The sequence below is a fragment of the Rhodococcoides kyotonense genome (genome assembly GCF_001645385.1).
Classification (GTDB): domain Bacteria; phylum Actinomycetota; class Actinomycetes; order Mycobacteriales; family Mycobacteriaceae; genus Rhodococcoides; species Rhodococcoides kyotonensis_B.
In genome coordinates, this window is the sequence record NZ_LVHI01000023.1 from 97,929 (window position 1) to 120,260 (window position 22,332).

Here is a 22,332-nt window from a genome sequence, read left to right on the forward strand (position 1 = left end):
GAGTTTCTGCGTGTCGTCGTCGGTGGGTCCCGCATGACCGGGTCGCTGCTCACGGCCGCGGACATCTCCGACGCCGAGGCACTCCTCGGCCCGGTGATGCGGCGAACGCCGGTCGTCGCGTCACGGATTCTGTCCGATCTGACCGGACACGACGTGCGTCTCAAGTGCGAAAATCTGCAACGCACAGGGTCGTTCAAGCCCCGCGGTGCGTACAACCGCATCGCACGTCTCGACGCGTCGGAACGCCGCAACGGGGTCGTTGCGGCGAGCGCAGGCAATCACGCGCAAGGAGTAGCCTGGGCGGCAACGGAATTGGGCATTCCGTCGACGGTGTTCATGCCGACCGGGGTGTCGCTGCCGAAACTCGTCGCCACGAAGGCGTACGGGGCCGACGTGCAACTCGTCGGCCATACCGTCGACGAGGCGCTCGTCCACGCGCACGAATTCGCCGAGCGAACCGGCGCGGTGTTGATCCATCCGTTCGATCACGCGGATATCGTTGCGGGACAAGCAACGTTGGGTACCGAGCTACTCGCGCAGATGCCGGACGTCGGCACCGTCGTCGTACCGACGGGAGGCGGGGGACTGCTCGCGGGTGTCACCGCGGCGATGCGCCTGCACAAGCCGTCGGTGCGGATCATCGGGGTCCAGGCCGAGGGTGCCGCGGCATGGCCGGCCTCGCTCGACGCAGGACACCCGGTCGCGGCGGGGTCGATGTCGACGATGGCCGACGGCATCGCTGTCGGACTGCCGGGCAGTGTGCCCTTCGAGCATGTGGTGAACCAGGTCGACGACATCGTGACCGTCTCCGAGGACGCGCTGTCGAGAGCGTTGCTGATGTGTATCGAACGCGCCAAGCTCATCGTCGAGCCTGCCGGTGCCGCTGCCGTCGCCGCTCTGATGACACGCGACGACCTCGCGCTGGACGGGCCGGTCTGCGCAGTGCTGTCCGGCGGCAACATCGACCCACTGCTGCTGACGCACGTCATCACGCACGGTTTGCGCGCCGCGGGTCGGTATCTTGCTGTGCGCGTGACCATCTCGGACCGGCCCGGTGGTCTGCTCGATTTGCTCGGCGTCGTCAAGGATCTCGGCGCGAGCGTCGTCGACGTCGTGCATTCACGCACCGGCGGGCAACTCGGACTCGACGAGGTCGAGGTCATGCTGACCGTCGAGACCCGCGGACCCGAACACCGGCAGGAGATGCTCGACGCGTTCGAGTCGGCGGGATACACGGTTCGCGCTTAGCCCGCGCGTGTCGGTCCGAGACCGTAAGGTGACCGCGGTGCGAGCGACGTGGGGGCCGTTCACGAGGAAACTTCTTCAGGACAGCAGGTGTCCGCGGCACCGATTAATGTTCGACGCGTTCCGAGTCTGCAGTACGGATGCATCACAGGAATGGGGTTACACACCATGGCACATGCCATCGAAGTCGAAGATCTAGTACTGGAGTACGGGAAGAACACCGCGCTCGCCGGGATCAGCTTCACCGTCCCCGAGGGCACCGTCCTCGGCGTTCTCGGTCCCAACGGGGCCGGAAAGACGACGGCCGTTCGTATTCTCGCGACCTTGTTGAAGGCGACGTCGGGCACCGCCCGCGTCCACGGCGTCGACGTGGGGGAGCACCCGAACGAGGTCCGCAAGACCATCGGACTCACGGGCCAGTTCGCTGCCGTCGACGAATACCTGACGGGCTACGAGAATCTCGAGATGGTCGGGCGGCTGTTCGGTCTGAAGAAGGCCGAGGCACGTCGCCGCGCCGACGAGCTACTCGAACGATTCGATCTCGAATACGCACGCGACCGGACTGCGAAGCAGTATTCGGGCGGTATGCGTCGTCGACTCGACATCGCGGCCAGTCTCATCGGGCGGCCGAAGGTCGTGTTTCTCGACGAGCCCACCACGGGCCTCGACCCGCGCAGCCGAATTGCCATGTGGGAGTTCATCGCCGACCTCGTGAAGGACGGCACCACCATTCTGCTGACCACGCAGTACCTCGAAGAAGCGGACCGGCTGGCCGACTCGATCATCGTGCTCGACAAAGGATCGATCATCGCCAGGGGCACGGCCGACCAGCTCAAGGAACAGGTCGGCGGCGAGCGACTCGAATTCGTGCTCATCGACCCGGCCGACCGCGAGCGCGCCGAGCAGATCCTGACGCCGATCGGCGTCGACACCCCGGTGTACGACGAGCAGGCGCGTCGCCTCGCCGTGTCCGTGGGCGACGGCGCCGACGACCTGACCACCGCTCTCGTTCAGCTGAAGGACGCCGGAGTCAAGGTGGTGGACGTCGGATTGCGACGGCCCAATCTCGACGACGTGTTTCTCACGCTCACCGGCCATGTCACCGAGGCCGACGCACCCGTGGAGGAAGCGAAATGACCGTCGCACACGATTCGCTGATCGTCACCAAACGAAATTTGATCAAGCTCAAGCGGGTTCCCGACCTGCTGTTCTTCGCGACGCTGTCGCCCATCATGTTCGTGCTGCTGTTCGCGTACGTCTTCGGCAGTGCCATCGACGTTCCCGGGGTCGACTACAAGAGCTTCCTCATGGGCGGCATCTTCGTACAGACCATGATCTTCGGGGCATCGATCACCGGATCGTCGCTCGCGGAGGATCTGCAGAAGGGCGTCATGGACCGGTTCCGATCGCTCCCGATGGCCAGGTCGGCCGTCGTGATCGGTCGGACGGCAGCCGACGTCGGCAACAACATCGTGACCATCACGATCATGTCGATCACCGGACTCATCGTCGGGTGGCGCATCACGTCGTCGTTCTTCGAAGCAGTCGCCGGGTACGTTCTGCTGCTGCTGTTCGCGTACTCGATCTCGTGGGTCATGGCCTTCGTCGGATTGACGGTGCGGTCGCCGGAGATCTTCAACAACGCGTCGTTCATCGTGATCTTCCCGCTGACGTTCATCGCCAACACGTTCGTGCCGATCGACGGTTTCCCGACGGTCCTGAAGACGATCGCGGAGTGGAATCCGATCTCGGCCGTCACCCAGGCGGTGCGTGAACTGTTCGGAAACACCAATCCCATGGTTCCGCCGCCGGATGTCTGGCCGCTGCAGAACCCGGTGCTGTACACGTTGATCTGGGTCGTGCTGTTCCTGGTGATCTTCGTGCCGTTGTCGGTGCGCAAGTACGAGCGGACCCTGACCGCCTGATCTCGTACTTCATTGGGTGGCAAGGGTTTCCGCCAGGAAGTCGAGCGTCTCCGTCCACGCCCGTCGCTGGCCTTTGGCCGTGCCGGCGGGCGTGCCTCCGGACACGATGAAGTTGTTGCGGTCCACGGTCGTCGGCGTTGCCGGCGGCCGGAGGAAATGGCCCGCGTTCGGCAACACGAGAAGTCGGTCGGTGTCACGATGGCGTCGCGCGATCAGCGCTCGCGCCATCCGATCCGCCGGGTACGACGCGTCCGCGACGCCCGCGATCGCGAGCATCGGCGCATCGATCTTCTCCACCGGAATGACGGCCCGCGCGACGGCCTCGTCGTCGCGCAGGCCTGCGGAGTAGGCGGGTCGCAGTGACAGTGCGCGCGACGTCGGTGACGGCGAGAACAGCCGTCCGACGGTCCTCTTCACGATCTGCCCGACCAGTCTCTCGGCGCGAATCGGCATGTACGGCAACGGTTCACCCGCCTCGGTCAGCGACGACGCCCGCGGCGGCGGCCCGGTGTCGGACAGCGCTTGAAGAACGACGTGTGTCGGCGCGAGCGCGACGACCGAGCGCACGGTCAGCTCGGGTGTGCGGGCAAGGGTGGACAAGGCAACGGAGGCGCCCACCGACGCGGCGTGCAGCGCGATGCGGTCGGCGTCGACGCGTTCGTGCGACGCGAAGGCCGCGATCCCGGCAGCCACCGCTTCGATCGGAATGGACTCGAAGGAGTCGGGCAGCCCGGGTTCTCCCATGTAGGACAGGACGGCGCTGACGTAACCGTGCGATGCGAGCAATGCCGCAGTCGGCGTCGAGGGCCGGGCGCCCATCGTGCCGGGCAGCAGCAGAACTCCCGCGGTGACGTCCTCGCTCGTGTCCGGCAGGTAGACACGCAGACGCCATCCCTTTCCCGCGTGATCCTCGCGCACGACGTCGTCGCCCCAGCTTCGACGGATCGTCGTGCTCGACGATCCCTCGTGAGCGTGTACGGAGACGCGGTAGTCGAGGCCTGCTTCGGAGCCGACGAACGTCACCGGTGCGACGCCTTCGTCGACGAACTGCATGTTCCACCACGGGCGATCCGGGTCGGCCATCTTCAGCCGCCCGTCGGCGTCGATGTCGTAGTCCTGATGGGACACCCAGTGGTGACCGTCGTCGTCGACGGTGGCGACGTCGAGATGGACCGGCAGACCCGGTCGGACGCCGTGAACGCGAAAGACCGTGGGGCTGTCGATGGGCCCGGAAACCGGGTCCACCTGCAGTGATACGGGCTCCATCGGTCAAGTGTGCGCCGCGTCTCGCGCCGGTGTCGGCCGTATAACGCAAAAAGCCCCACCCTGGCGGGTGGGGCTTTCGGCCTGAGCGGGCTTACTCGTGGTACGGCTCCGCGCTGAGCAGCGTGACCTTCATGGTCTTGCCGTTGGGCAGCGTGTACTCACGGGTGTCACCGACCTTCGCGTCGATGAGGGCACCGCCGAGGGGCGAGCTGGGGGAGTAGACCTCCAGCTTGCCGTTGCGTGCACCTTCCTCGCGCGTGGCGATGAGGAACGTTTCGGTATCGGACTCGTCGCCGTCGTAGTAGACCTTCACGACGGATCCGGGCAGCGCGACGCCGGACTGGGTAGGTGCTTCACCGACCTTGGCGGAGTTCAACAGCTCCTGCAGCTGGCGAATGCGAGCTTCCTGCTGGCCCTGCTCCTCGCGCGCAGCGTGGTATCCGCCGTTCTCTTTCAGATCGCCCTCTTCGCGTCGCTCGTTGATCTCGGCGGCGATGACCGGACGATTGGAAATGAGTTGGTCGAGTTCGCTCTTGAGCCTGTCATGTGACTCCTGGGTGAGCCAGGTCACCTGCGTCTCGGTCATCTCGATCACTCCCTTGTAAGTCGAAGCCGCAGCGGGCTTCTGGTGTGCCTGCGGACGGACGCGCGAGCGCTGACGAACGCATCGATCCACGAGGCTCTTGTCTGTCGGAGTCCCCCCGGATCGGTCCGCTCAATCGACCGTCAATGCAGCAATACACGGCCCCAGTGCGGAACCGTGTACGCGTAGATGTTACCACGAGCAGGCGTTCGGTCAGCTTCCGCGTAAATATTGCGGAACATTCAGACTGCACCCGTAGACATCGCCGACGGCCGGTGGTTGCGACGTCTTGACCTCGGAGACCACCTCGACCTCGCGGTCCGCCGATCCCGGAACGAGTACCTCGCGTCGGCCCGTCTCGGATCCGTCACGAGACCTGGCGCGGACGATGCAGACGGCTTCCTGATCGGGGTGAGCACGCGTAACGCTGAAGCGAATCGACACCGTTTCGTCGTCGAGCAGATCGAATGCCAGCGCGGTTCCTTCGACGTCCTTGACGGAGAAACGCTGGTAGGCGACGAACGCAACCCCGAGTCCGATCACAACCGCGAGCGCGATCACGGCCAGCTTGACGCCTCGGCCGATACTGCGATGCGTCGACCTCGGATACCGGCCTTCGGGGAGCGTGGCAGTCATTCGAGCGTCTCTCGGTGGATCGGATTGTTTCTTCGGCAGCCGGTGCAAGTGTTGTCGGCGTCAGGTGGAACTATAGGGGCAGGTTCCAAGCAGGCGACGCTGAGGTGAGGAAAGAACGTGTCCGGACTACGGCTCATGGCTGTGCACGCCCATCCCGACGACGAGTCGAGCAAGGGCGCGGCGACGATGGCTCGGTACGCGGCCGAGGGAAACGACGTTCTCGTCGTCACGCTGACCGGAGGCGAGCGAGGAGACATCCTCAATCCGGCGATGGACATTCCCGGAATCCACGAACGCATCCAAGAGGTACGACGCGAGGAGATGGCCGAGGCGGCACGGATCCTTGGCGTGCAGCAGACCTGGCTCGGATTCGTCGACTCGGGACTTCCCGAGGGTGACCCGCTGCCGCCGCTGCCCGAGGGGTGTTTCGCTCTCGTCCCGCTCGAGGAATCCACCGAAGCGCTCGTCAAGGTCGTCCGTGAGTTCAAGCCGCACGTGATGACCACGTACGACGAGAAGGGCGGATACCCGCACCCCGACCACATCCGGTGCCACGAAGTGTCCGTCGCCGCATTCGAGGCGGCGGGTGACCCGGAGAAGTTCCCGGACGCGGGTGAGCCGTGGACGCCGCTGAAGCTCTACTACTCGCACGGCTTCCTGCGTAAGCGGATGCAGCTGTTCCACGACTGGTTCATCGACCGCGGCGAGGAAAGCCCCTTCGTCGATTGGCTGAAGCGGTGGACCACCGATCGCGACGAGATCATGGAACGCATCACCACGCAGGTGACCGTCGGCGACTACTTCGAACAGCGCGACGACGCCCTGCGCGCCCATGCCACGCAGATCGATCCGAACGGTTCGTTCTTCGCCGTGCCGGTCGACGTGCAACGTAAACTGTGGCCTACCGAGGAATACGAACTCGCACGCACCCGCGTGAAGACGTCGATCCCCGAAACCGATTTGTTCGCCGGTATCGATCCCGAGGACGCCTGAGTGATCATCTCCATCTTGGCGCAGCAGCCGACCGGGCCGGAGTTCGGTAAGTCGTCTCCGGTCGGTCTGGTGATCATCGTCGCGCTTCTCGTCGGCACCGCGTTCCTCATCTGGTCGATGAACAAACAGATCAAGAAACTTCCGGAATCCTTCGAGAAGGACGATCCGGGTGCCGACCGGGAATTCGACGAGGGCACCGACCGCGGTGCCGTCCGAGACACCGACCGGACCGAGACCGAACCTCGCGACAGCTGACGATGCTCGGCGCCAACGCACTCGGGGACTCGACCAGTCCGTACCTGCGGCAGCACGCCGACAATCCGGTGCACTGGCAGCAGTGGTCCGAGGAAGCTCTGGAGTCCGCCCGCGAGCGCGACGTGCCGATCCTGCTGTCCATCGGGTACTCCGCATGCCATTGGTGCCACGTCATGGCACACGAGTCGTTCGAGGACGAGGCGACCGCGGCCGTCATGAACGAGCATTTCGTCTGCATCAAGGTCGATCGCGAGGAACGTCCCGACCTCGACGCGGTCTACATGAACGCGACGGTTGCGATGACGGGCCAGGGCGGCTGGCCGATGACCTGCTTCCTGACCCCGGACACCGAGCCGTTCTACTGCGGCACCTACTACCCACCGAAACCACGCGCGGGTAGCCCGTCGTTCACGCAGTTGCTCGAGGCCATCGCCGACACGTGGAGGACGCGTCGCACCGAGGTGTTCGACGCGTCGGCGGCCGTCGTCACGGCCTTGAAGCAGAACTCGGGCGGGCTACCTGCGTCGGATCGACCCGTCGACACCGACCTGCTTGCTGACGCCGTCGCCGCCGTGCTGCGGGACGAGGACGTCGACCGGGGTGGCTTCGGAGGTGCACCCAAGTTTCCACCGGGACCGTTGCTCGAAGGGCTGCTGCGCCATCACGAACGCACCGGGTCCGAGGAAGCTCTGGCGACGGTGATGCGTACGGCGTCGGCGATGGCTCGTGGCGGGATGTACGACCAGATCGGCGGCGGATTCGCGCGCTACTCGGTCGACGCCGAATGGGTCGTCCCGCACTTCGAGAAGATGCTGTACGACAACGCCTTGCTGCTTCGCTTCTACGGTCATCTCGCCCGCGTCACGGGCGATTCGACGGCCCTGCGCGTCGCCACCGCGACAGCAGAATTCATGCTGCACGAGCTACGCACCGAGAGCGGTTGTTTCGCGTCCGCGCTCGATGCCGACACCGAAGGCGTCGAAGGTCTGACGTACGCGTGGACACCCGAACAGCTCGTCGAGGTCCTCGGGTTCGAGGACGGTGTGTGGGCTGCGGGCCTGTTCGTCGTGGACACCACGGGCACGTTCGAAGCCGGCATGTCGGTGCTGCAGTTGCCGGAGGATCCGGACGACATCGTACGTTTCGACCGTGTCTGCGCAGCGCTGAAGGACGCACGCGACCGTCGTCCTCAGCCGGGACGCGACGACAAGGTCGTCACCGCGTGGAACGGGCTCGCGATCACCGCCCTCGCCGAAGTCGGATCCGGCCTCGGCCGCAGCGATTGGGTCGACGCTGCCGTCGAATGCGCCGAACAGATCTTCGCGACGCACGACGAGAACGGCCGGCTGCGTCGGGCGTCGCTCGGATCCCACGTCGGCGAGGCACCGGGGGTGCTCGAGGACTACGCGAGTCTCGCGGTCGCGTCGCAGACGCTGTTCCAGGCCACCGGGGATCCGGTCTGGTCCGACCGCGCGCGCACCGTGCTCGATGCGGCAATCGCTCACTTCGCCGACGCGGACAACCCCGGCAGCTGGTTCGACACCGCCGACGACGCCGAAACTCTCGTCACCCGTCCGCGAGATCCTCTCGACAACGCGACCCCGTCGGGGGCGTCGACGATCACCGAGGCCTTGCTGACGGCCGAGGCGCTGGTACCGCCGTCGGAGTCGGCGCGGTACGGGGAGCTGGCGGCAGCCGGTCTGGCGCGCGCAGCCGTCGTGCTGGGGCGTGCACCGCGATCGGGCGGCCACTGGCTCGCGGTGGCGGAAGCGTCGGTGCGAGGCCCGTTGCAGGTGGCGATCTCCGCGAGCGAGTCCGGCCGTCTGCTCGAGGTGGCGCGCCGGTACGCACCCGGCGGTACGACGATCGTCTCGGGCGTCGTCGATTCGTCGCCTCTGCTCGCCGATCGACCGACCGTCGACGGTCGGGAGGCGGCGTACGTATGCCGCGGATTCGTGTGCGATCGGCCCGTCACCACCGAAGACGACCTGATCGCCGCCTTGCGGCGCTAGAAGACCACGAGCCATACCGCGACGAGGTGGCAGATCGCCGCGAGCACGGTTGCTGCGTGGAAGAACTCGTGGTGCCCGAATGTCGTCGGCCATGGGTTGGGCCATTTGGTGGCGTACAGAACGGCGCCGACGCTGTACAGGACGCCGCCGACGAGAAGCAGTACGAACGGCGCGTAGCCGACGTGCTCGATGAGCGTCGGAGCGACCGGAACGATCGCCCATCCCAGGAGCAGGTAGAGCGGAACGCCGACCCACCGGGGCGCATGCGGCCACAGCATCTTGAGCGCGACGCCTCCCAGCGCGCCTGCCCAGACGACGATCAGCAGCGTGCGCCCTGTCGCGGTCGGCAGGCCGAGCACCGCGAACGGGGTGTAACTGCCGGCGATGAACAGAAAGATCATCGAATGGTCGGCCCGCTTCATCCATATGCGATGTGTCGGGTTGTCCCAGTGCACGCGGTGGTACGTGGCGCTCACACCGAACACACCGCAGACCGTCGTCGCGTAGACCGCGGTTGCGATGCCGGCGCTCACCGAGACCAGCGTGAACGCGAGGGTGACCAGCACGACTCCGGATACGACCGCGAATCCGAACGCATACAGGTGAATCCAGCCCCGCATACGCGGCTTGACCGGCAGTTCGTCGATGCCGAACATCGTCATCGGCGTGACCTCCTCACGTGCCCGAACCTACGCAACCGTAGGTTCGCTGCTCACTGTACCGGCGAGTAGTTCGACCGTGTCGGCGTAAGGTTGTCCCCCGTGGTGATGTGGCAGTGGTGATGTCTCGGTGAAGATTCTCCCGACCAAGGTGCGCAGCGTCCTCTACAACGTGTACGAGCGACGTCTGCTGACTCAGCTCGACGGTGTGGCGCATCCGCGTCACGTCGCCGTGATGTGCGACGGTAACCGCCGCTGGGCACGTGAGAACGGCTTCACCGACGTCGCACACGGACATCGGATGGGCGCGCTGAAGATCGCCGAGATGCTCGGTTGGTGCGACGCGGCAGGTATCGAGATGGCCACCATCTACCTACTCTCCACCGAAAATCTGCGACGCGATCCCGACGAGCTCGATTCGCTGCTCGAGATCATCACCGACGTCGTCGAGGAGATCTGTGGTCCGGAACAGAACTGGGGCGTGAAGATCGTCGGCACGCTCGACCTGTTGCCGGCAGCGACGGCACGCCGTCTCAAGGAAGCCGCCGACCTCACTGCAGGTCGGTCCGGAACCCACGTCAACGTCGCCGTCGGCTACGGCGGGCGACAGGAGATCGCCGACGCCGTGCAGTCGCTGATCGGCGAGCAGATCTCGGAGGGGGTGTCCGGGGAGGATCTGGTCCAGTCGATCACCGTCGACGCCATCGATTCACACCTGTACACGTCCGGGCAGCCCGATCCGGACCTCGTGATCCGCACGTCGGGGGAGCAGAGGCTGTCGGGTTTTCTGCTCTGGCAGAGCGCGTACTCGGAGATCTGGTTCACCGAGGCCTACTGGCCGGAATTCCGACGCGTCGACTTCCTGCGCGCACTGCGCGACTACGCCGCGCGGCATCGACGGTTCGGGGTGTAGTCGTGCGCGCGAATGTACAGCCCGCTGTACATTCGCGCGCACGACTACAGCTTGCGGAGCCGCAACCGGTTGATCGTGTGATCGGCGTCCTTACGTAACACCATCGTCGCCCGCGGTCGCGTCGGAAGGATGTTGTCGACGAGGTTCGGCAGGTTGATCGAGTGCCACAGATCTTCGGCGGCGATCCGCGCATGTTCGTCGGACAGATTCGCGTAGTGGTGGAAGTGCGCATCCGGATCCGCGAACGACGTCTCACGCAGTGCGAGGAACCGCTTGACGTACCACGACTCGATGTCCTCGATGCGCGCGTCGACGTAGATGGAGAAGTCGAACAGATCCGACACCATCAGGCGCGGTCCGGTCTGCAGCACGTTCAGCCCCTCGACGATGAGGATGTCGGGCTGCCGAACCATGTGGAGCTGACCCTTGACGATGTCGTACGACACGTGCGAATACACGGGCGCCGCAACCTCTTCCGCACCCGACTTGACCTCGGTGACGAAGCGCAGCAGTTTGCGACGATCGTAGCTCTCCGGAAAACCCTTGCGGTGCAGGATGCCTCGACGCATGAGTTCGGCCGTCGAATAGAGAAATCCGTCGGTCGTGACGAGGTCGACGCGTGGGTGGTGGTCCCAGCGGGCGAGCAGCGCCTGCAGAACACGGGCCGTCGTCGATTTCCCGACGGCGACGCTTCCGGCGACGCCGATGACGAACGGCACCTGCCGATCCGGGTGCTTCTCGCCGAGGAACGTGGCCGTCGCGGCGAACAGTCGCTGACGCGCAGCGACCTGGAGATGAATGAGCCTGGCAAGCGGCAGATAGACCTCGGCCACTTCCTCCAGGTCGATCTGCTCACCGAGACCACGCAGGCCGACGAGTTCTTCCTCGGTGAGCACCAACGGCGTCGACTGGCGGAGCGTGCGCCACTGCTTGCGGTCGAACTCGACGTACGGGCTGGATTCGCTCACTGCTCGTGAGCCTTTCGAGTACCGGAAAGTACGCAAAAGGCGCACGAGGGTCTTCCCATGTTCTCAGATTGTGCTCGGTGCCACGGCGGCTCGCACGGCCGGGGTGGCTCACCTATCGTCGGATCTCATGAACACCGATAGTTTTGTTCGTGAATATCTCGTCCTCGGTCTCGGCTTCGATCGACTGGAGGAAGGCTTCGTCGACGCCTACACCGGCGATCCCGAGCTGCGTCGACAGGTCGAGAACGCCCCCGCTCCCGAGCCGCGCGCGCTGGCGCGTCGGGCCGCGGAACTGCGAGAGGAACTGCGCAACACCGAGTTGCCGACGCAGCGGGCCGAATTCATCGACGTGCACCTACGTGCGCTCGAATGCTCGGGGCGAAAGTTCGCCGGCGACGACATCGGATTCGTCGACGAGGTGTTCGCCTACTTCGACGTCCGCATCGAGGCGGGCGATCAGGACGAGTACCGCGAGGCGCACCGCCGCATGGACGAGGTCCTGGCCGGTCCGGGCTCGCTCGCCGAGCGTCTGGCCGCGCATCGGGCGAGTGACGTCGTTCCCGCCGACCGCCTCCAGGAGTGTGTCGACGCGTTCTCCAGCGCGTTGCGTGACAAGGTCCGCGCCGAGTACACGCTGCCCGAGACCGAGCAGGTGACGTACGAGGTCGTCGGCGACAAGCCCTGGTCGGGCTTCAACTACTACCTCGGCGACTACAAGTCGACCGTCGCGATCAACTCCGACCTCGAGCAACAGATGGCGAATCTGCCGCACCTCATCGCGCACGAGGCATACCCGGGCCATCACACCGAGCACTGCCGCAAGGAAGCCGGTCTCGTCTCGTCGGGCCAGCTCGAGCAGACGCTGTTCCTCGTCAACACCCCGCAGTGTCTGATGGCCGAAGGCCTTGCCGACCTCGCGCTGAAGTCCATCGTCGGACCGGGATGGGGTCTGTGGGCGCAGGAGATCTACGCCGACCTCGGTCTGCGTTTCGACGGCGAGAAAGCCGAGCGATTGGCGAATGCGTCGGGCCAGCTGCTCGGGGTTCGTCAGGACGCTGCCCTGTTGCTGCACGATCAGCACCGAAGCCAGGACGACGTCGCCGCCTACTTGGAGAAATGGTCGCTGGCGTCGCCGAAGCGGGCGCGTCAGAGCCTGAAGTTCCTGTCGTCCCCGCTGTGGAGGGCCTACATCAGCACGTACGTCGAGGGATACAAGCTGCTGGGAAGCTGGCTCGATCAGGGCAAAACGGTCACCGAACGATCCGCCCTGTTCGGACGGCTTCTCGACGAGCCCCTGATTCCGAGCGCGCTGCGAAAGGCGTGAGCCGCATCTTCTAAACTGGGTACGCCAATCCCACTGCGTTCCCTTGGAGATTCTTGAAATGACCGACGTCAACAACCTGTCGCTGGCCGAACTCGACCCCGAGGTCGCCGAGGCGATGGCGGGCGAACTCGGTCGTCAGCGCGACACCCTGGAGATGATCGCGTCGGAGAACTTCGTTCCCCGCGCAGTTCTGCAGGCCCAGGGCAGCGTTCTGACCAACAAGTACGCCGAGGGCTACCCGGGACGCCGCTACTACGGCGGCTGCGAGCACGTCGACGTCGTCGAGGATCTCGCCCGTAACCGTGCGAAGGAACTGTTCGGCGCCGAGTTCGCCAACGTTCAGCCGCACGCGGGTGCGCAGGCCAACGCCGCCGTCCTGATGGCGCTGATCAACCCGGGCGACAAGATCCTCGGTCTCGATCTCGCCCACGGCGGCCACCTCACGCACGGCATGAAGCTCAACTTCTCCGGCAAGCTGTACGAGGTCGAGTCCTACGGCGTCAGCAAGGAAGACCACCGCATCGACATGGACGAGCTGCGTAAGCAGGCCGTCCAGTCCAAGCCGCAGGTCATCATCGCAGGCTGGTCGGCCTACCCGCGTCACCAGGACTTCGAGGCGTTCCGCGCGATCGCCGACGAGGTCGGAGCACTGCTGTGGGTCGACATGGCCCACTTCGCCGGCCTGGTTGCCGCCGGACTCCACCCGTCGCCCGTGCCCTACGCCGACGTCGTGTCCTCGACCGTTCACAAGACCCTCGGCGGACCTCGTTCCGGCCTGATCCTCGCCAAGAAGGAATGGGCCAAGAAGATCAACTCGGCCGTGTTCCCGGGCCAGCAGGGCGGCCCGCTCATGCACGCCGTCGCAGCGAAGGCGGTGGCCTTCAAGATCGCGGCGACGCCCGAGTTCAAGGAACGTCAGGAGCGCACGCTGCTGGGCGCCTCGCTGGTGGCCGAGCGTCTGCTCGCCAAGGACGTCGCCGACAAGGGCGTCTCGGTCCTGACCGGTGGCACCGACGTTCACCTGGCGTTGGTGGACCTGCGTAACAGCGAGCTCGACGGCCAGCAGGCCGAAGATCTGCTGCACGAGGTCGGCATCACCGTCAACCGCAACGCCGTGCCGTTCGACCCGCGTCCGCCGATGGTCACCTCCGGTCTGCGTATCGGAACCGCAGCCCTCGCGACGCGTGGTTTCGGTGAAGCCGAGTTCACCGAGGTCGCCGACATCATCGGCACCGCCCTCGCAACCGGTGAGGCCAGCGATTCCCTGAAGGACCGCGTCGTGAAGCTGGCGCAGAGCAAGCCGCTGTACGACGGCCTCGAGGACTGGGGTCTGCTGGGCTAGACGCCTCTCGTTCCGGCATCGATGGGCCGCGGCAACCGGTAGACGGTTGCCGCGGCCCATCGATGTTGTCGGGGGAGGGTCAGATCACGCCCGTCGCGATCATGGCGTCGGCAACCTTGGTGAAGCCGGCGATGTTCGCGCCGAGCGCGTAGTCGTAGGGCCGGCCGTACTCGTCGGCGGAGTCGCGGCACCGGTCGAAGATGTCGGACATGATCGACGCCAATCGCTGGTCGGTGTAGTCGAAATGCCACGAGTCGCGCGACGCGTTCTGCTGCATCTCCAACGCCGACGTCGCCACGCCGCCCGCATTCGCTGCCTTGCCGGGCGCGAAACGTACCGAGGCTTTCTCGAAGACCGCGGTTGCGCGAGGCGTCACCGGCATGTTGGCGCCCTCGGCGACGATCGTCGTCCCGCCTCGCACCAGGGTCTCGGCGGCTTCGTCGTCGAGCTCGTTCTGCGTTGCACACGGCAATGCGACGTCGCAGGCGACGTCCCACACGGAACCGCCCTCGACGACGTGAGCGTTCGGGCGCTGTTCGGTGTACTCCGAAAGTCGCCCGCGCCGAACCTCTTTGATGTCCTTCAGTACGTCGAGGTCGATGCCGTCCTCGTCGACGACGTAGCTGTTCGAGTCGGAACAGGCGACGACGAGGCCGCCGAGTTGCTGAACCTTCTCGATCGCGTAGATCGCGACGTTGCCCGAGCCCGACACCGTGACGCGTTTGCCGTCGAACGAGTCGTTCTCGGCGGCGAGCATGTTCGACACGAAGTAGGCGAGGCCGTATCCCGTTGCCTCCTTGCGGACTTGGGATCCACCCCAGCTCAGGCCCTTGCCCGTCAGCACACCCGATTCGTGCGTGTTGGTGAGTCTCTTGTACTGGCCGAAGAGGTAACCGATCTCGCGTCCTCCGACGCCGATGTCACCGGCAGGCACGTCGGTGTACTCGCCGATGTGACGGTACAGCTCGGTCATGAAGGACTGGCAGAACCGCAGCACCTCGAAGTCGCTACGCCCCTTCGGATCGAAGTCGGCACCACCCTTGCCTCCGCCGATCGGAAGCCCGGTCAGCGAGTTCTTGAAGATCTGCTCGAAGCCGAGGAACTTCACGATCGACAGATTGACGCTCGGGTGGAAGCGCAGTCCGCCCTTGTAGGGTCCGAGGACGCTGCTGTACTGCACCCGAAAGCCTCGGTTGACGTGGACCTGGCCTGCGTCGTCGATCCACGGAACACGGAAGATGATCTGTCGCTCCGGTTCGCACAGCCGCTCGATGAGCGCCGCGTCGGCGTAATCGGGATAGCGCTCCACGATGACGGCGAGCGACTCGAACACCTCGGTGACGGCTTGGTGGAATTCGGGCTCACCTGCGTTGCGGCGGACTACTTCGGCGAGTGCTTTCTCCAGCTTGGCGTTCACGATCGTCTTCCTTTCGTATGTTAGGTAATCCTTTCAAATCGATTGACAGGTATCGAAGTGGGGTAGCTCGGGGCCGACGAAATGGTATGAATGCAGACAGCCGCATTCGCACGCCGAATGTGCCCACCGGGCGCCGCGACACCGTCGCGGACTCGCCTGAATTTCGCGCGTTTCGCGCCGTCACAGCAGCTGAAATCGGTTTACGCGTTGTTCATCGACACGCCCTTCGCTCGCCGAGCCAATCGTCGGAATCGCCTGTACCGTCGGCAGTAACAGGCAGCGGGGAAGTTGTCTGTGCGGGAGGTTCTGATACGTGACTGAGCTAGTGAGCGCGAGAGGGCCGGCACCCGGTCCTCGTGTCATCTGACACGTCAGACCGACCGGCCGAGCGACACAGTCCGCGCGGTGCCGCGCGAGACATAGGAGCCCCACGTGACCACTTCACGCTCCGTTTCCGCCCCTCTTCGGACCTTCGTCCTGGATACCTCGGTTCTGTTGTCGGACCCGTGGGCAGTCATCCGGTTCGCCGAGCACAACGTGGTCCTGCCGCTGGTGGTCATCAGCGAGTTGGAGGGAAAGCGCCATCACCACGAACTGGGATGGTTCGCGCGGGAATCCCTACGTATGCTCGACGATCTCCGTGTCGAGCACGGCCGTCTCGATCAGCCGGTTCCGATCGGAAACGACGGCGGCACACTGCAAGTCGAGCTCAATCACACCGATCCGTCGGTGCTTCCCGTGGGATTTCGAACCGATTCCAACGACTCGCGAATCCTCGCCTGCGCACTCAATCTCGCAGCCGAGGGCAAGGACGTCGTGCTGGTCAGCAAGGACATCCCGCTCCGCGTCAAAGCCGGTGCCGTCGGACTTCGCGCCGACGAGTACCACGCGCACGACGTCGTGCCGTCGGGATGGACCGGTATGGCCGAACTCGAGGTGCAGCCCGGCGACATCGATCAGCTGTTCGCCGAGGGTGTCATCGATCTCGACGGTGCGCGAGAGATGCCGTGCCACACCGGAGTTCGTCTGCTCGGTGGTCGTTCGAGCGCGTTGGGGCGCGTCACACCCGACAAGCAGGTTCAGCTCGTCCGCGGTGAACGCGAGGCGTTCGGCCTGCACGGCCGGTCCGCGGAACAGCGTGTGGCGCTCGATCTTCTGCTCGACGAGAGCGTCGGTATCGTCTCGCTCGGCGGCAAGGCCGGTACCGGAAAGTCGGCGTTGGCGCTGACGGCCGGACTCGAAGCGGTCCTGGAGCGTCGCACACATCGGAAAGTCGTTGTTTTCCGGCCTCTCTACGCCGTGGGCGGTCAGGAGTTGGGGTACCTCCCCGGTAGCGAAAGCGAGAAGATGGGTCCGTGGGCCCAGGCGGTCTTCGACACCCTCGACGGGCTCGCGAGCCCCGAGGTGATGGAAGAAGTCATCGCCCGCGGAATGCTGGAAGTGTTGCCGCTGACCCACATTCGAGGACGGTCGCTGCACGATTCGTTCGTGATCGTCGACGAAGCGCAGTCACTCGAACGCAACGTCCTGTTGACGGTGCTGTCGCGACTGGGCAGCGGCTCACGCGTCGTCCTCACGCACGACGTCGCGCAGCGCGACAACCTGCGCGTCGGGCGTCACGACGGCGTCGCCGCGGTCATCGAAAAGCTCAAGGGACACCCGCTTTTCGCGCACATCACCCTCACGCGCAGTGAGCGTTCGCCGATCGCCGCGCTGGTGACGGAGATGCTGGAAGAGTTCGGTCCCGCAGGCGCCTAGCGGCGCCCGTGAGTGGGAATGTATAGCCCTCTATGCATTCCCACTCACGAGGGCACGGAAAGCGCCCTTCGCGAATCCTTTCGAGATGTCGGCGACGTCGCCGTAATCGCGCCACACGGCGATCTTGCCGTCGCGCAGTTCGAACGTGCCACACACCCAGAAATCGACGCGCAGGCGCCGGTAGACGATCGCGTCGGTACGTTCGGTCAACACGATGTTCCCGTTCGCGGCGATGTTGTGGATCGTGACGTCGAAACCCCATTCTGGTTTCGCGAGCGCCGTCATGTACTTGCCGACGCGGTCGCGTCCCCGCACCTTGGGAAGCCCGACGTTGTGCCAGACGATCCCGTCGTCGAACAGATCGACGGCCGTGTCGACCTTCCGGTCCCGCAGCGCGTCCAGCATGGTCTCGACCACTTCGGTGGCCTGCGTCGTCTCGGTCATGGCGAATCCCTCCCCCTCGTTTCACGGACGAATCGAGCGTAGACCTGCGCTATCAGCGACGTTGGGACAATTCACAGACGTCCAGGGCACGACATCTGTCGTCCACCACGAGGCGCTACGGTTGTCGGATGCCTACGAACATGACGGACGGCGACCTGTTGCTCCGGTTGGAGCCCGCCGTGGAAGAGAACCTGCGTCGCCACCTCGACGAAGCCGAGGACTGGCACCCCCACGATTTCGCGCCGTGGGACGAGGGCAAGAACTTCGCGTTCCTCGGTGGTGAGGACTGGTCGCCCGAGCAGTCCCACCTGAGCGACGTCGAAATCCTCTCGGCCACCGTCGGGGTGCTCGTGGCCGACAACCTGCCCGCCTACCACCGCGAGCTGGCGCGGGCGCTCACCGGGCTCGGTGCCTGGTGGAAGTGGACGGGTCGCTGGACGTCGGAGGAGAACCGTCAGGCGATCGTGCTCCGCGACTACCTGGTTCTGACGCGTGCGGTCGATCCCGTCGCGCTCGAGCGCGTGCGTATGGAGGAGATGACGCGGGGTTACTCCGCGCCGAGCCTGCACGTGCTCGACATCGTCGCGCACTTCGCGATCGACGAGTCCGCCGCGGCACTGCGCAACTCCAACACCGTCGCACTGGGCGGCGACAAGGTTCTCGCGACGATCCTGACGAAGATCGCAGCCGACGACGTCCTGCAGTCGCGCTTCTACGCGAACATCGTCACCGAAGGATTCGGCGTCGTACCGGACCAGACGATGCGCGCCGTCGCGGACCGCATCAACGGCTACGCCATTCCGGTCGTCGACCTGCCGAGCAAGGCGAACAGCACCGAAGCGCTGAAAGAAGCGGGAATCTACGACGACGACCAACAGCGCGAGAAGGTGTTCAAGCCACTGCTCGCGACCTGGAACGTCTTCGGCCGCGACGACCTCGGCGACGAGGGCAAGAGGGCGCGCGACGAGTTGGCGCATCTGGCCTGACGCCGGCCCCGTTACGCATCGATGGCCCGTGGCAACCTGTAGACGGTTGCCACGGGCCATCGATGTCGTCGGGCCGACAGTCCCCGGAAACATCGATGGACCACCACATCCGTCTATCGGATGCCGCGGTCCATCGATGCGGAAGGGGGCGGGTGACTACTGGTCCTTGACCTTCGCCATGGCCAGGACGTCGAGACGCTTGTCGAGCTCTTCCTCGCTCAGCTTGTCGCCGATGAGTCCGCGATCGATGACGGTCTGACGGATCGTCTTCTTCTCCTTCAGAGCCTGCTTCGCGACGGCGGCAGCTTCCTCGTAGCCGATCGCGGAGTTCAGCGGCGTCACGATGGACGGCGACGACTCGGCGAGCGTCTTGAGGTGCTCGGTGTTGGCCTGCAGGCCGACGATGCACTTGTCGGCGAACAGAACCGACACGTTCGCGAGCAGCTTGAGCGACTCGAGGACGTTGCGCGCCATCATCGGGATGTAGACGTTGAGCTCGAACGCACCCGATGCACCACCGAACGCGGTGGCGGCATCGTTGCCGACGACCTGAGCCGCGACCTGCGTAACAGCCTCGGGCAGAACAGGATTGACCTTGCCGGGCATGATCGAGCTACCGGGCTGCAGGTCGGGGAGCTGGATCTCGCCGAGGCCGGTGAGCGGTCCCGATCCCATCCAGCGAATGTCGTTGGCGATCTTGGTGAGCGACACGGCGATGGTGCGCAGTGCGCCGGAGATCTCGACGAGTCCGTCACGAGCAGCCTGTGCTTCGAAGGAGTCCTTTGCTGCGGTCAGTGCGTCGATACCGGTCGACTTGACCAGTTCCGCAACGACTTTGGCGCCGAATCCGTCGGGTGCGTTGAGGCCGGTGCCGACGGCGGTGCCACCGATGGGCAGTTCGCCCAGACGCGGGAGGGTGGCTTCGACGCGCTCGATGCCGGCTTCGATCTGACGGGCGTAGCCGCCGAACTCCTGGCCGAGCGTGACGGGCACGGCATCCATGAGGTGGGTGCGACCGGACTTCACGACGGTCTTCCACTCCGTGGCCTTCGCGGCCAGAGCTTCGTGCAGGTGCTTCAGCGCCGGAACCAGAGACGTGACGGCAGCTTCCGTGGCGGCGACGTGAGTAGCCGTCGGGAAGGTGTCGTTGGAGCTCTGCGACATGTTGACGTGGTCGTTCGGGTGAACGTCGACGCCGTTCGCCTTGGCGATCGACGCGATCACCTCGTTGGCGTTCATGTTGGAGCTGGTGCCCGAGCCGGTCTGGAAGACGTCGATCGGGAACTGGTCGTCGTGCTTGCCGTCGGCGATCTCGGTGGCAGCGGCGACGATGGCGTCGGCCTTGTCGGCGTCGAGCAATCCGAGGTCCTTGTTGACCTGAGCGCAGGCTGCCTTCAGCAGGCCCATCGCACGGATCTGGGTGCGCTCGAGCGGACGGCCGGAGATCGGGAAGTTCTCCACCGCACGCTGCGTCTGAGCACGCCACAGCGCGTCGATCGGGACGCGTACCTCTCCCATGGTGTCGTGCTCGATGCGGTACTGCGAATCGTCTGTCTGCGTCATGAGCCTTACTTTGCCAGTCGGGTTACACGGATTGGGATGCAGCCTGGGTCAGGAGTGGAGCCTGCAGGAATGACCCGGATCAGAACGACGGTGCGTGCGCGTTCTCGTCGCCGTCGAAGTCGACCGAGCTGTAGCCGCGGAGCTTCTCGAGACGGTGGTAGGCGTCGATCATGCGCACGGTGCCGGACTTGGATCGCATGACGATGGACTGCGTGTGCGCGCCGCCGCCCGCGTATCGGACGCCGCGGAGCAGGTCGCCGTCGGTGACGCCGGTGGCGGTGAAGAAGACGTTCTCGCCGGAGACGAGGTCGCGCGTCGTCAGGACACGGTCGAGGTCGTGACCTGCGTCGATGGCCTTCTGGCGCTCGGCGTCGTCGGTCGGGGCGAGGCGGCCCTGCAACACACCGTCCATGCAGCGCATCGCGGCGGCGGCGATGATTCCCTCGGGGGTACCACCGATGCCGATGAGCATGTCGGTGCCCGAATCGGGACGTGCTGCGGCGATCGCGCCCGCGACGTCACCGTCGGAGATGAGGCGGATGCGGGATCCGGCGTCGCGCACCTGCTGGATGAGATCCGCGTGGCGGGGGCGATCCAGGATGCACACCGTGACGTCGGAAGCGGAGCCCTTCTTGATCTTCGCGATCCGGGCGATGTTCTCCTTGACCGGTGCAGTGATATCGATGACATCGGCGTAGTCGGGGCCGACGGCGATCTTCTCCATGTAGAACACGGCCGACGGGTCGAACATCGCACCGCGCTCGGCGACGGCGAGGACCGAGATGGCGTTGGGCATGCCCTTGGCCATCAGCGTGGTTCCGTCGACGGGGTCGACCGCGAAGTCGACCTCGGGGCCGTTACCGTTGCCGACCTGCTCGCCGTTGTAGAGCATCGGGGCTTCGTCCTTCTCGCCCTCACCGATGACGACGACGCCGCGCATCGAGACCGAGCTGACCAGCTGGCGCATGGCGTCGACGGCTGCTCCGTCTCCGCCTTCCTTGTCGCCACGACCGACCCACCGGCCCGACGCGAGCGCACCGGCCTCGGTCACACGTACGAGTTCGAGGGCGAGGTTGCGGTCTGGCGCCATGGCGCGAGTGGACTCGGTGCTGGCCGTCATCGGTTTGTAGCCTCCTGGTAGATGGGGGTCGTACCCAGGCGCGATTATCTCATTCGTGAGCCGCGTCATGCGACGTAGGGCATGCGCCGACCGAGCACTGACAAGCAGCGGGGATACTGGACTGCGTGGCGAACAGCAAACCCCGGATTCTGAACAACAACCGCGACATGGTGTGGTCTCTCATCCCGCTCGTGATCGCGTGTCTGTTGATCGCCGGTATCGCCAGCCAATGCACGCTCAGCCCGGGCGGTCCCAAGCAGGGGCCGATCCCGAACTTCGACGTCGACGCCGCCTTGCAGTACGACGCCTCCGAGCTTTCGTTCCCGATCCGCAACCCGAAGGTTCCCGAGGACTGGACGCCCAACTCGGGCAGCCGACAGTCGATCTCCGGCGACCAGGGCGGCGACGTGAGCAACGTCGGCTTCATCTCCGGCGCCGGACGCTACATCAGGCTCACCCAATCCAACGCGACCGAGGACGTGCTGGTGCCGTTCGCCGTGGGCGAGCCGCGCTATGCGTCGGGCACGCAATCGATCGACGGCAAGGAATGGATCGTCTACGAGCAGAGCGACAAGGAGCCCGTCTGGGTCACCGACCTCGGTGACGTGCGCCTGCTCGTGACCGGCAGCGGGTCGAACGAGGAGTTCACCGAGCTCGCGACCGCGACGACGAGCGCCACGCCGCTGACACCCTAGCTGTCGGCGTCGTTCTCCTCGATGTGGGCCAGCGCGTTCTCGACGCGGGTGCGCGCCCCGGCCAGGTGCTCCTCGCAGCGCGTCGCGAGCTGCTCGCCGCGTTCCCACAGAGCCAGCGACGCGTCCAGGTCGAGACCGCCCTGCTCGAGCACCTTGACCACATCGACCAGTTCGTCGCGCGCAGCCTCGTAGCCCATCTCCGCGACGGGTGTTTCGCTCATGATCTCT

General features: G+C 65.4%; 22 protein-coding genes. 12 read left to right on the forward strand and 10 right to left on the reverse strand.

Annotated features, from left to right (window positions below; translation table 11 throughout):
- The first annotated feature begins 33 nt into the window (after window positions 1–33).
- From ilvA to A3K89_RS16340, 3 genes are all read left to right on the forward strand, one after another.
- Complete coding sequence (gene ilvA, locus A3K89_RS16330) at window positions 34–1,248, forward strand: threonine ammonia-lyase (RefSeq protein WP_068427816.1); 1,215 nt, start codon at window positions 34–36, stop codon at window positions 1,246–1,248.
- A 165-nt stretch (window positions 1,249–1,413) separates the two neighbouring features.
- Window positions 1,414–2,382: an ATP-binding cassette domain-containing protein gene (locus A3K89_RS16335; protein WP_068427817.1), complete on the forward strand. Its 969-nt coding sequence runs from the start codon at window positions 1,414–1,416 to the stop codon at window positions 2,380–2,382.
- On the forward strand, window positions 2,379–3,170 hold the full coding sequence (locus A3K89_RS16340) for an ABC transporter permease (protein WP_068427820.1): 792 nt from the start codon (window positions 2,379–2,381) through the stop codon (window positions 3,168–3,170). Before A3K89_RS16335 ends, A3K89_RS16340 begins: the two co-directional genes overlap by 4 nt.
- A 9-nt stretch (window positions 3,171–3,179) precedes the next feature.
- Here the strand turns inward: A3K89_RS16340 and A3K89_RS16345 are convergent, their stop codons facing one another.
- The 3 genes from A3K89_RS16345 to A3K89_RS16355 form a co-directional block, all read right to left on the reverse strand.
- A complete protein-coding gene (locus tag A3K89_RS16345; RefSeq protein WP_084423843.1) occupies window positions 3,180–4,436 on the reverse strand; it encodes an acyl-CoA thioester hydrolase/BAAT C-terminal domain-containing protein in 1,257 nt (418 codons plus the stop codon).
- A 91-nt stretch (window positions 4,437–4,527) separates the two neighbouring features.
- The gene (greA, locus tag A3K89_RS16350) at window positions 4,528–5,022 is read right to left on the reverse strand and encodes a transcription elongation factor GreA (RefSeq protein ID WP_068429008.1); all 495 of its coding nucleotides are present in this window, start codon (window positions 5,020–5,022) and stop codon (window positions 4,528–4,530) included.
- A 210-nt stretch (window positions 5,023–5,232) separates the two neighbouring features.
- Window positions 5,233–5,655 (reverse strand): DUF4307 domain-containing protein, encoded by a 423-nt coding sequence (locus A3K89_RS16355; RefSeq protein WP_068427824.1) that lies wholly within the window; start codon window positions 5,653–5,655, stop codon window positions 5,233–5,235.
- Between the two features lie 117 nt (window positions 5,656–5,772).
- On the opposite strand from A3K89_RS16355, the gene mca reads away from it, so the two are divergent.
- Genes mca through A3K89_RS16370 form a run of 3 tightly spaced genes read left to right on the forward strand, consistent with a single transcriptional unit; the run spans window position 5,773 to window position 8,915 of the window.
- Complete coding sequence (gene mca / locus A3K89_RS16360; protein WP_174551444.1) at window positions 5,773–6,648, forward strand: mycothiol conjugate amidase Mca; 876 nt, start codon at window positions 5,773–5,775, stop codon at window positions 6,646–6,648.
- Window positions 6,649–6,903 (forward strand): hypothetical protein, encoded by a 255-nt coding sequence (locus A3K89_RS16365; protein WP_068427830.1) that lies wholly within the window; start codon window positions 6,649–6,651, stop codon window positions 6,901–6,903.
- 2 nt (window positions 6,904–6,905) lie between these two features.
- Complete coding sequence (locus A3K89_RS16370) at window positions 6,906–8,915, forward strand: thioredoxin domain-containing protein (protein ID WP_068427831.1); 2,010 nt, start codon at window positions 6,906–6,908, stop codon at window positions 8,913–8,915.
- Here the strand turns inward: A3K89_RS16370 and trhA are convergent.
- The gene (trhA, locus tag A3K89_RS16375; RefSeq protein ID WP_068427833.1) at window positions 8,912–9,577 is read right to left on the reverse strand and encodes a PAQR family membrane homeostasis protein TrhA; all 666 of its coding nucleotides are present in this window, start codon (window positions 9,575–9,577) and stop codon (window positions 8,912–8,914) included. The genes A3K89_RS16370 and trhA overlap by 4 nt on opposite strands.
- Before the next feature lie 127 nt (window positions 9,578–9,704).
- Between trhA and A3K89_RS16380 the strand changes: the two genes are divergently transcribed.
- Complete coding sequence (locus A3K89_RS16380; RefSeq protein ID WP_068427835.1) at window positions 9,705–10,487, forward strand: isoprenyl transferase; 783 nt, start codon at window positions 9,705–9,707, stop codon at window positions 10,485–10,487.
- A 44-nt stretch (window positions 10,488–10,531) separates the two neighbouring features.
- Here the strand turns inward: A3K89_RS16380 and coaA are convergent, their stop codons facing one another.
- The gene (coaA, locus tag A3K89_RS16385; RefSeq protein ID WP_068427837.1) at window positions 10,532–11,455 is read right to left on the reverse strand and encodes a type I pantothenate kinase; all 924 of its coding nucleotides are present in this window, start codon (window positions 11,453–11,455) and stop codon (window positions 10,532–10,534) included.
- Between the two features lie 127 nt (window positions 11,456–11,582).
- Here coaA and A3K89_RS16390 point away from each other — a divergent pair, with 127 nt between their 5' ends.
- Together A3K89_RS16390 and glyA are read left to right on the forward strand one after the other, a co-directional pair.
- Window positions 11,583–12,779 carry a DUF885 domain-containing protein gene (locus A3K89_RS16390; RefSeq protein WP_068429010.1) on the forward strand — a complete coding sequence of 399 codons (1,197 nt, stop codon included), beginning with the start codon at window positions 11,583–11,585 and terminating at the stop codon, window positions 12,777–12,779.
- A gap of 58 nt (window positions 12,780–12,837) precedes the next feature.
- Window positions 12,838–14,121, forward strand: a complete 1,284-nt coding sequence (gene glyA, locus A3K89_RS16395; RefSeq protein WP_068427839.1) for a serine hydroxymethyltransferase — start codon at window positions 12,838–12,840, stop codon at window positions 14,119–14,121.
- Window positions 14,122–14,200: 79 nt separating this feature from the next.
- Here glyA and gdhA read toward each other — a convergent pair whose 3' ends face one another.
- Window positions 14,201–15,538, reverse strand: coding sequence for an NADP-specific glutamate dehydrogenase (gene gdhA / locus A3K89_RS16400; protein ID WP_068427841.1), 1,338 nt, complete (start codon window positions 15,536–15,538; stop codon window positions 14,201–14,203).
- Between the two features lie 432 nt (window positions 15,539–15,970).
- Between gdhA and A3K89_RS16410 the strand changes: the two genes are divergently transcribed.
- Complete coding sequence (locus A3K89_RS16410; RefSeq protein ID WP_068427845.1) at window positions 15,971–17,296, forward strand: PhoH family protein; 1,326 nt, start codon at window positions 15,971–15,973, stop codon at window positions 17,294–17,296.
- Window positions 17,297–17,326: 30 nt separating this feature from the next.
- Here the strand turns inward: A3K89_RS16410 and A3K89_RS16415 are convergent, their stop codons facing one another.
- Entirely contained in the window at window positions 17,327–17,740 is a 414-nt protein-coding gene (locus A3K89_RS16415; RefSeq protein WP_068427846.1) for a limonene-1,2-epoxide hydrolase family protein, read from the reverse strand.
- A gap of 128 nt (window positions 17,741–17,868) precedes the next feature.
- On the opposite strand from A3K89_RS16415, the gene A3K89_RS16420 reads away from it, so the two are divergent.
- Entirely contained in the window at window positions 17,869–18,726 is an 858-nt protein-coding gene (locus A3K89_RS16420; protein WP_068427848.1) for an acyl-ACP desaturase, read from the forward strand.
- A gap of 156 nt (window positions 18,727–18,882) precedes the next feature.
- Here A3K89_RS16420 and A3K89_RS16425 read toward each other — a convergent pair whose 3' ends face one another.
- Together A3K89_RS16425 and glpX are read right to left on the reverse strand one after the other, a co-directional pair.
- Complete coding sequence (locus A3K89_RS16425; protein ID WP_068427849.1) at window positions 18,883–20,289, reverse strand: class II fumarate hydratase; 1,407 nt, start codon at window positions 20,287–20,289, stop codon at window positions 18,883–18,885.
- Between the two features lie 79 nt (window positions 20,290–20,368).
- Complete coding sequence (gene glpX, locus A3K89_RS16430; RefSeq protein ID WP_068427851.1) at window positions 20,369–21,409, reverse strand: class II fructose-bisphosphatase; 1,041 nt, start codon at window positions 21,407–21,409, stop codon at window positions 20,369–20,371.
- A 125-nt stretch (window positions 21,410–21,534) separates the two neighbouring features.
- Here glpX and A3K89_RS16435 point away from each other — a divergent pair, with 125 nt between their 5' ends.
- Window positions 21,535–22,104: a DUF4245 domain-containing protein gene (locus A3K89_RS16435; protein WP_068427853.1), complete on the forward strand. Its 570-nt coding sequence runs from the start codon at window positions 21,535–21,537 to the stop codon at window positions 22,102–22,104.
- Here A3K89_RS16435 and A3K89_RS16440 read toward each other — a convergent pair.
- Window positions 22,101–22,325: an exodeoxyribonuclease VII small subunit gene (locus tag A3K89_RS16440; RefSeq protein ID WP_068427857.1), complete on the reverse strand. Its 225-nt coding sequence runs from the start codon at window positions 22,323–22,325 to the stop codon at window positions 22,101–22,103. The genes A3K89_RS16435 and A3K89_RS16440 overlap by 4 nt on opposite strands.
- Between the last annotated feature and the right edge of the window lie 7 nt (window positions 22,326–22,332).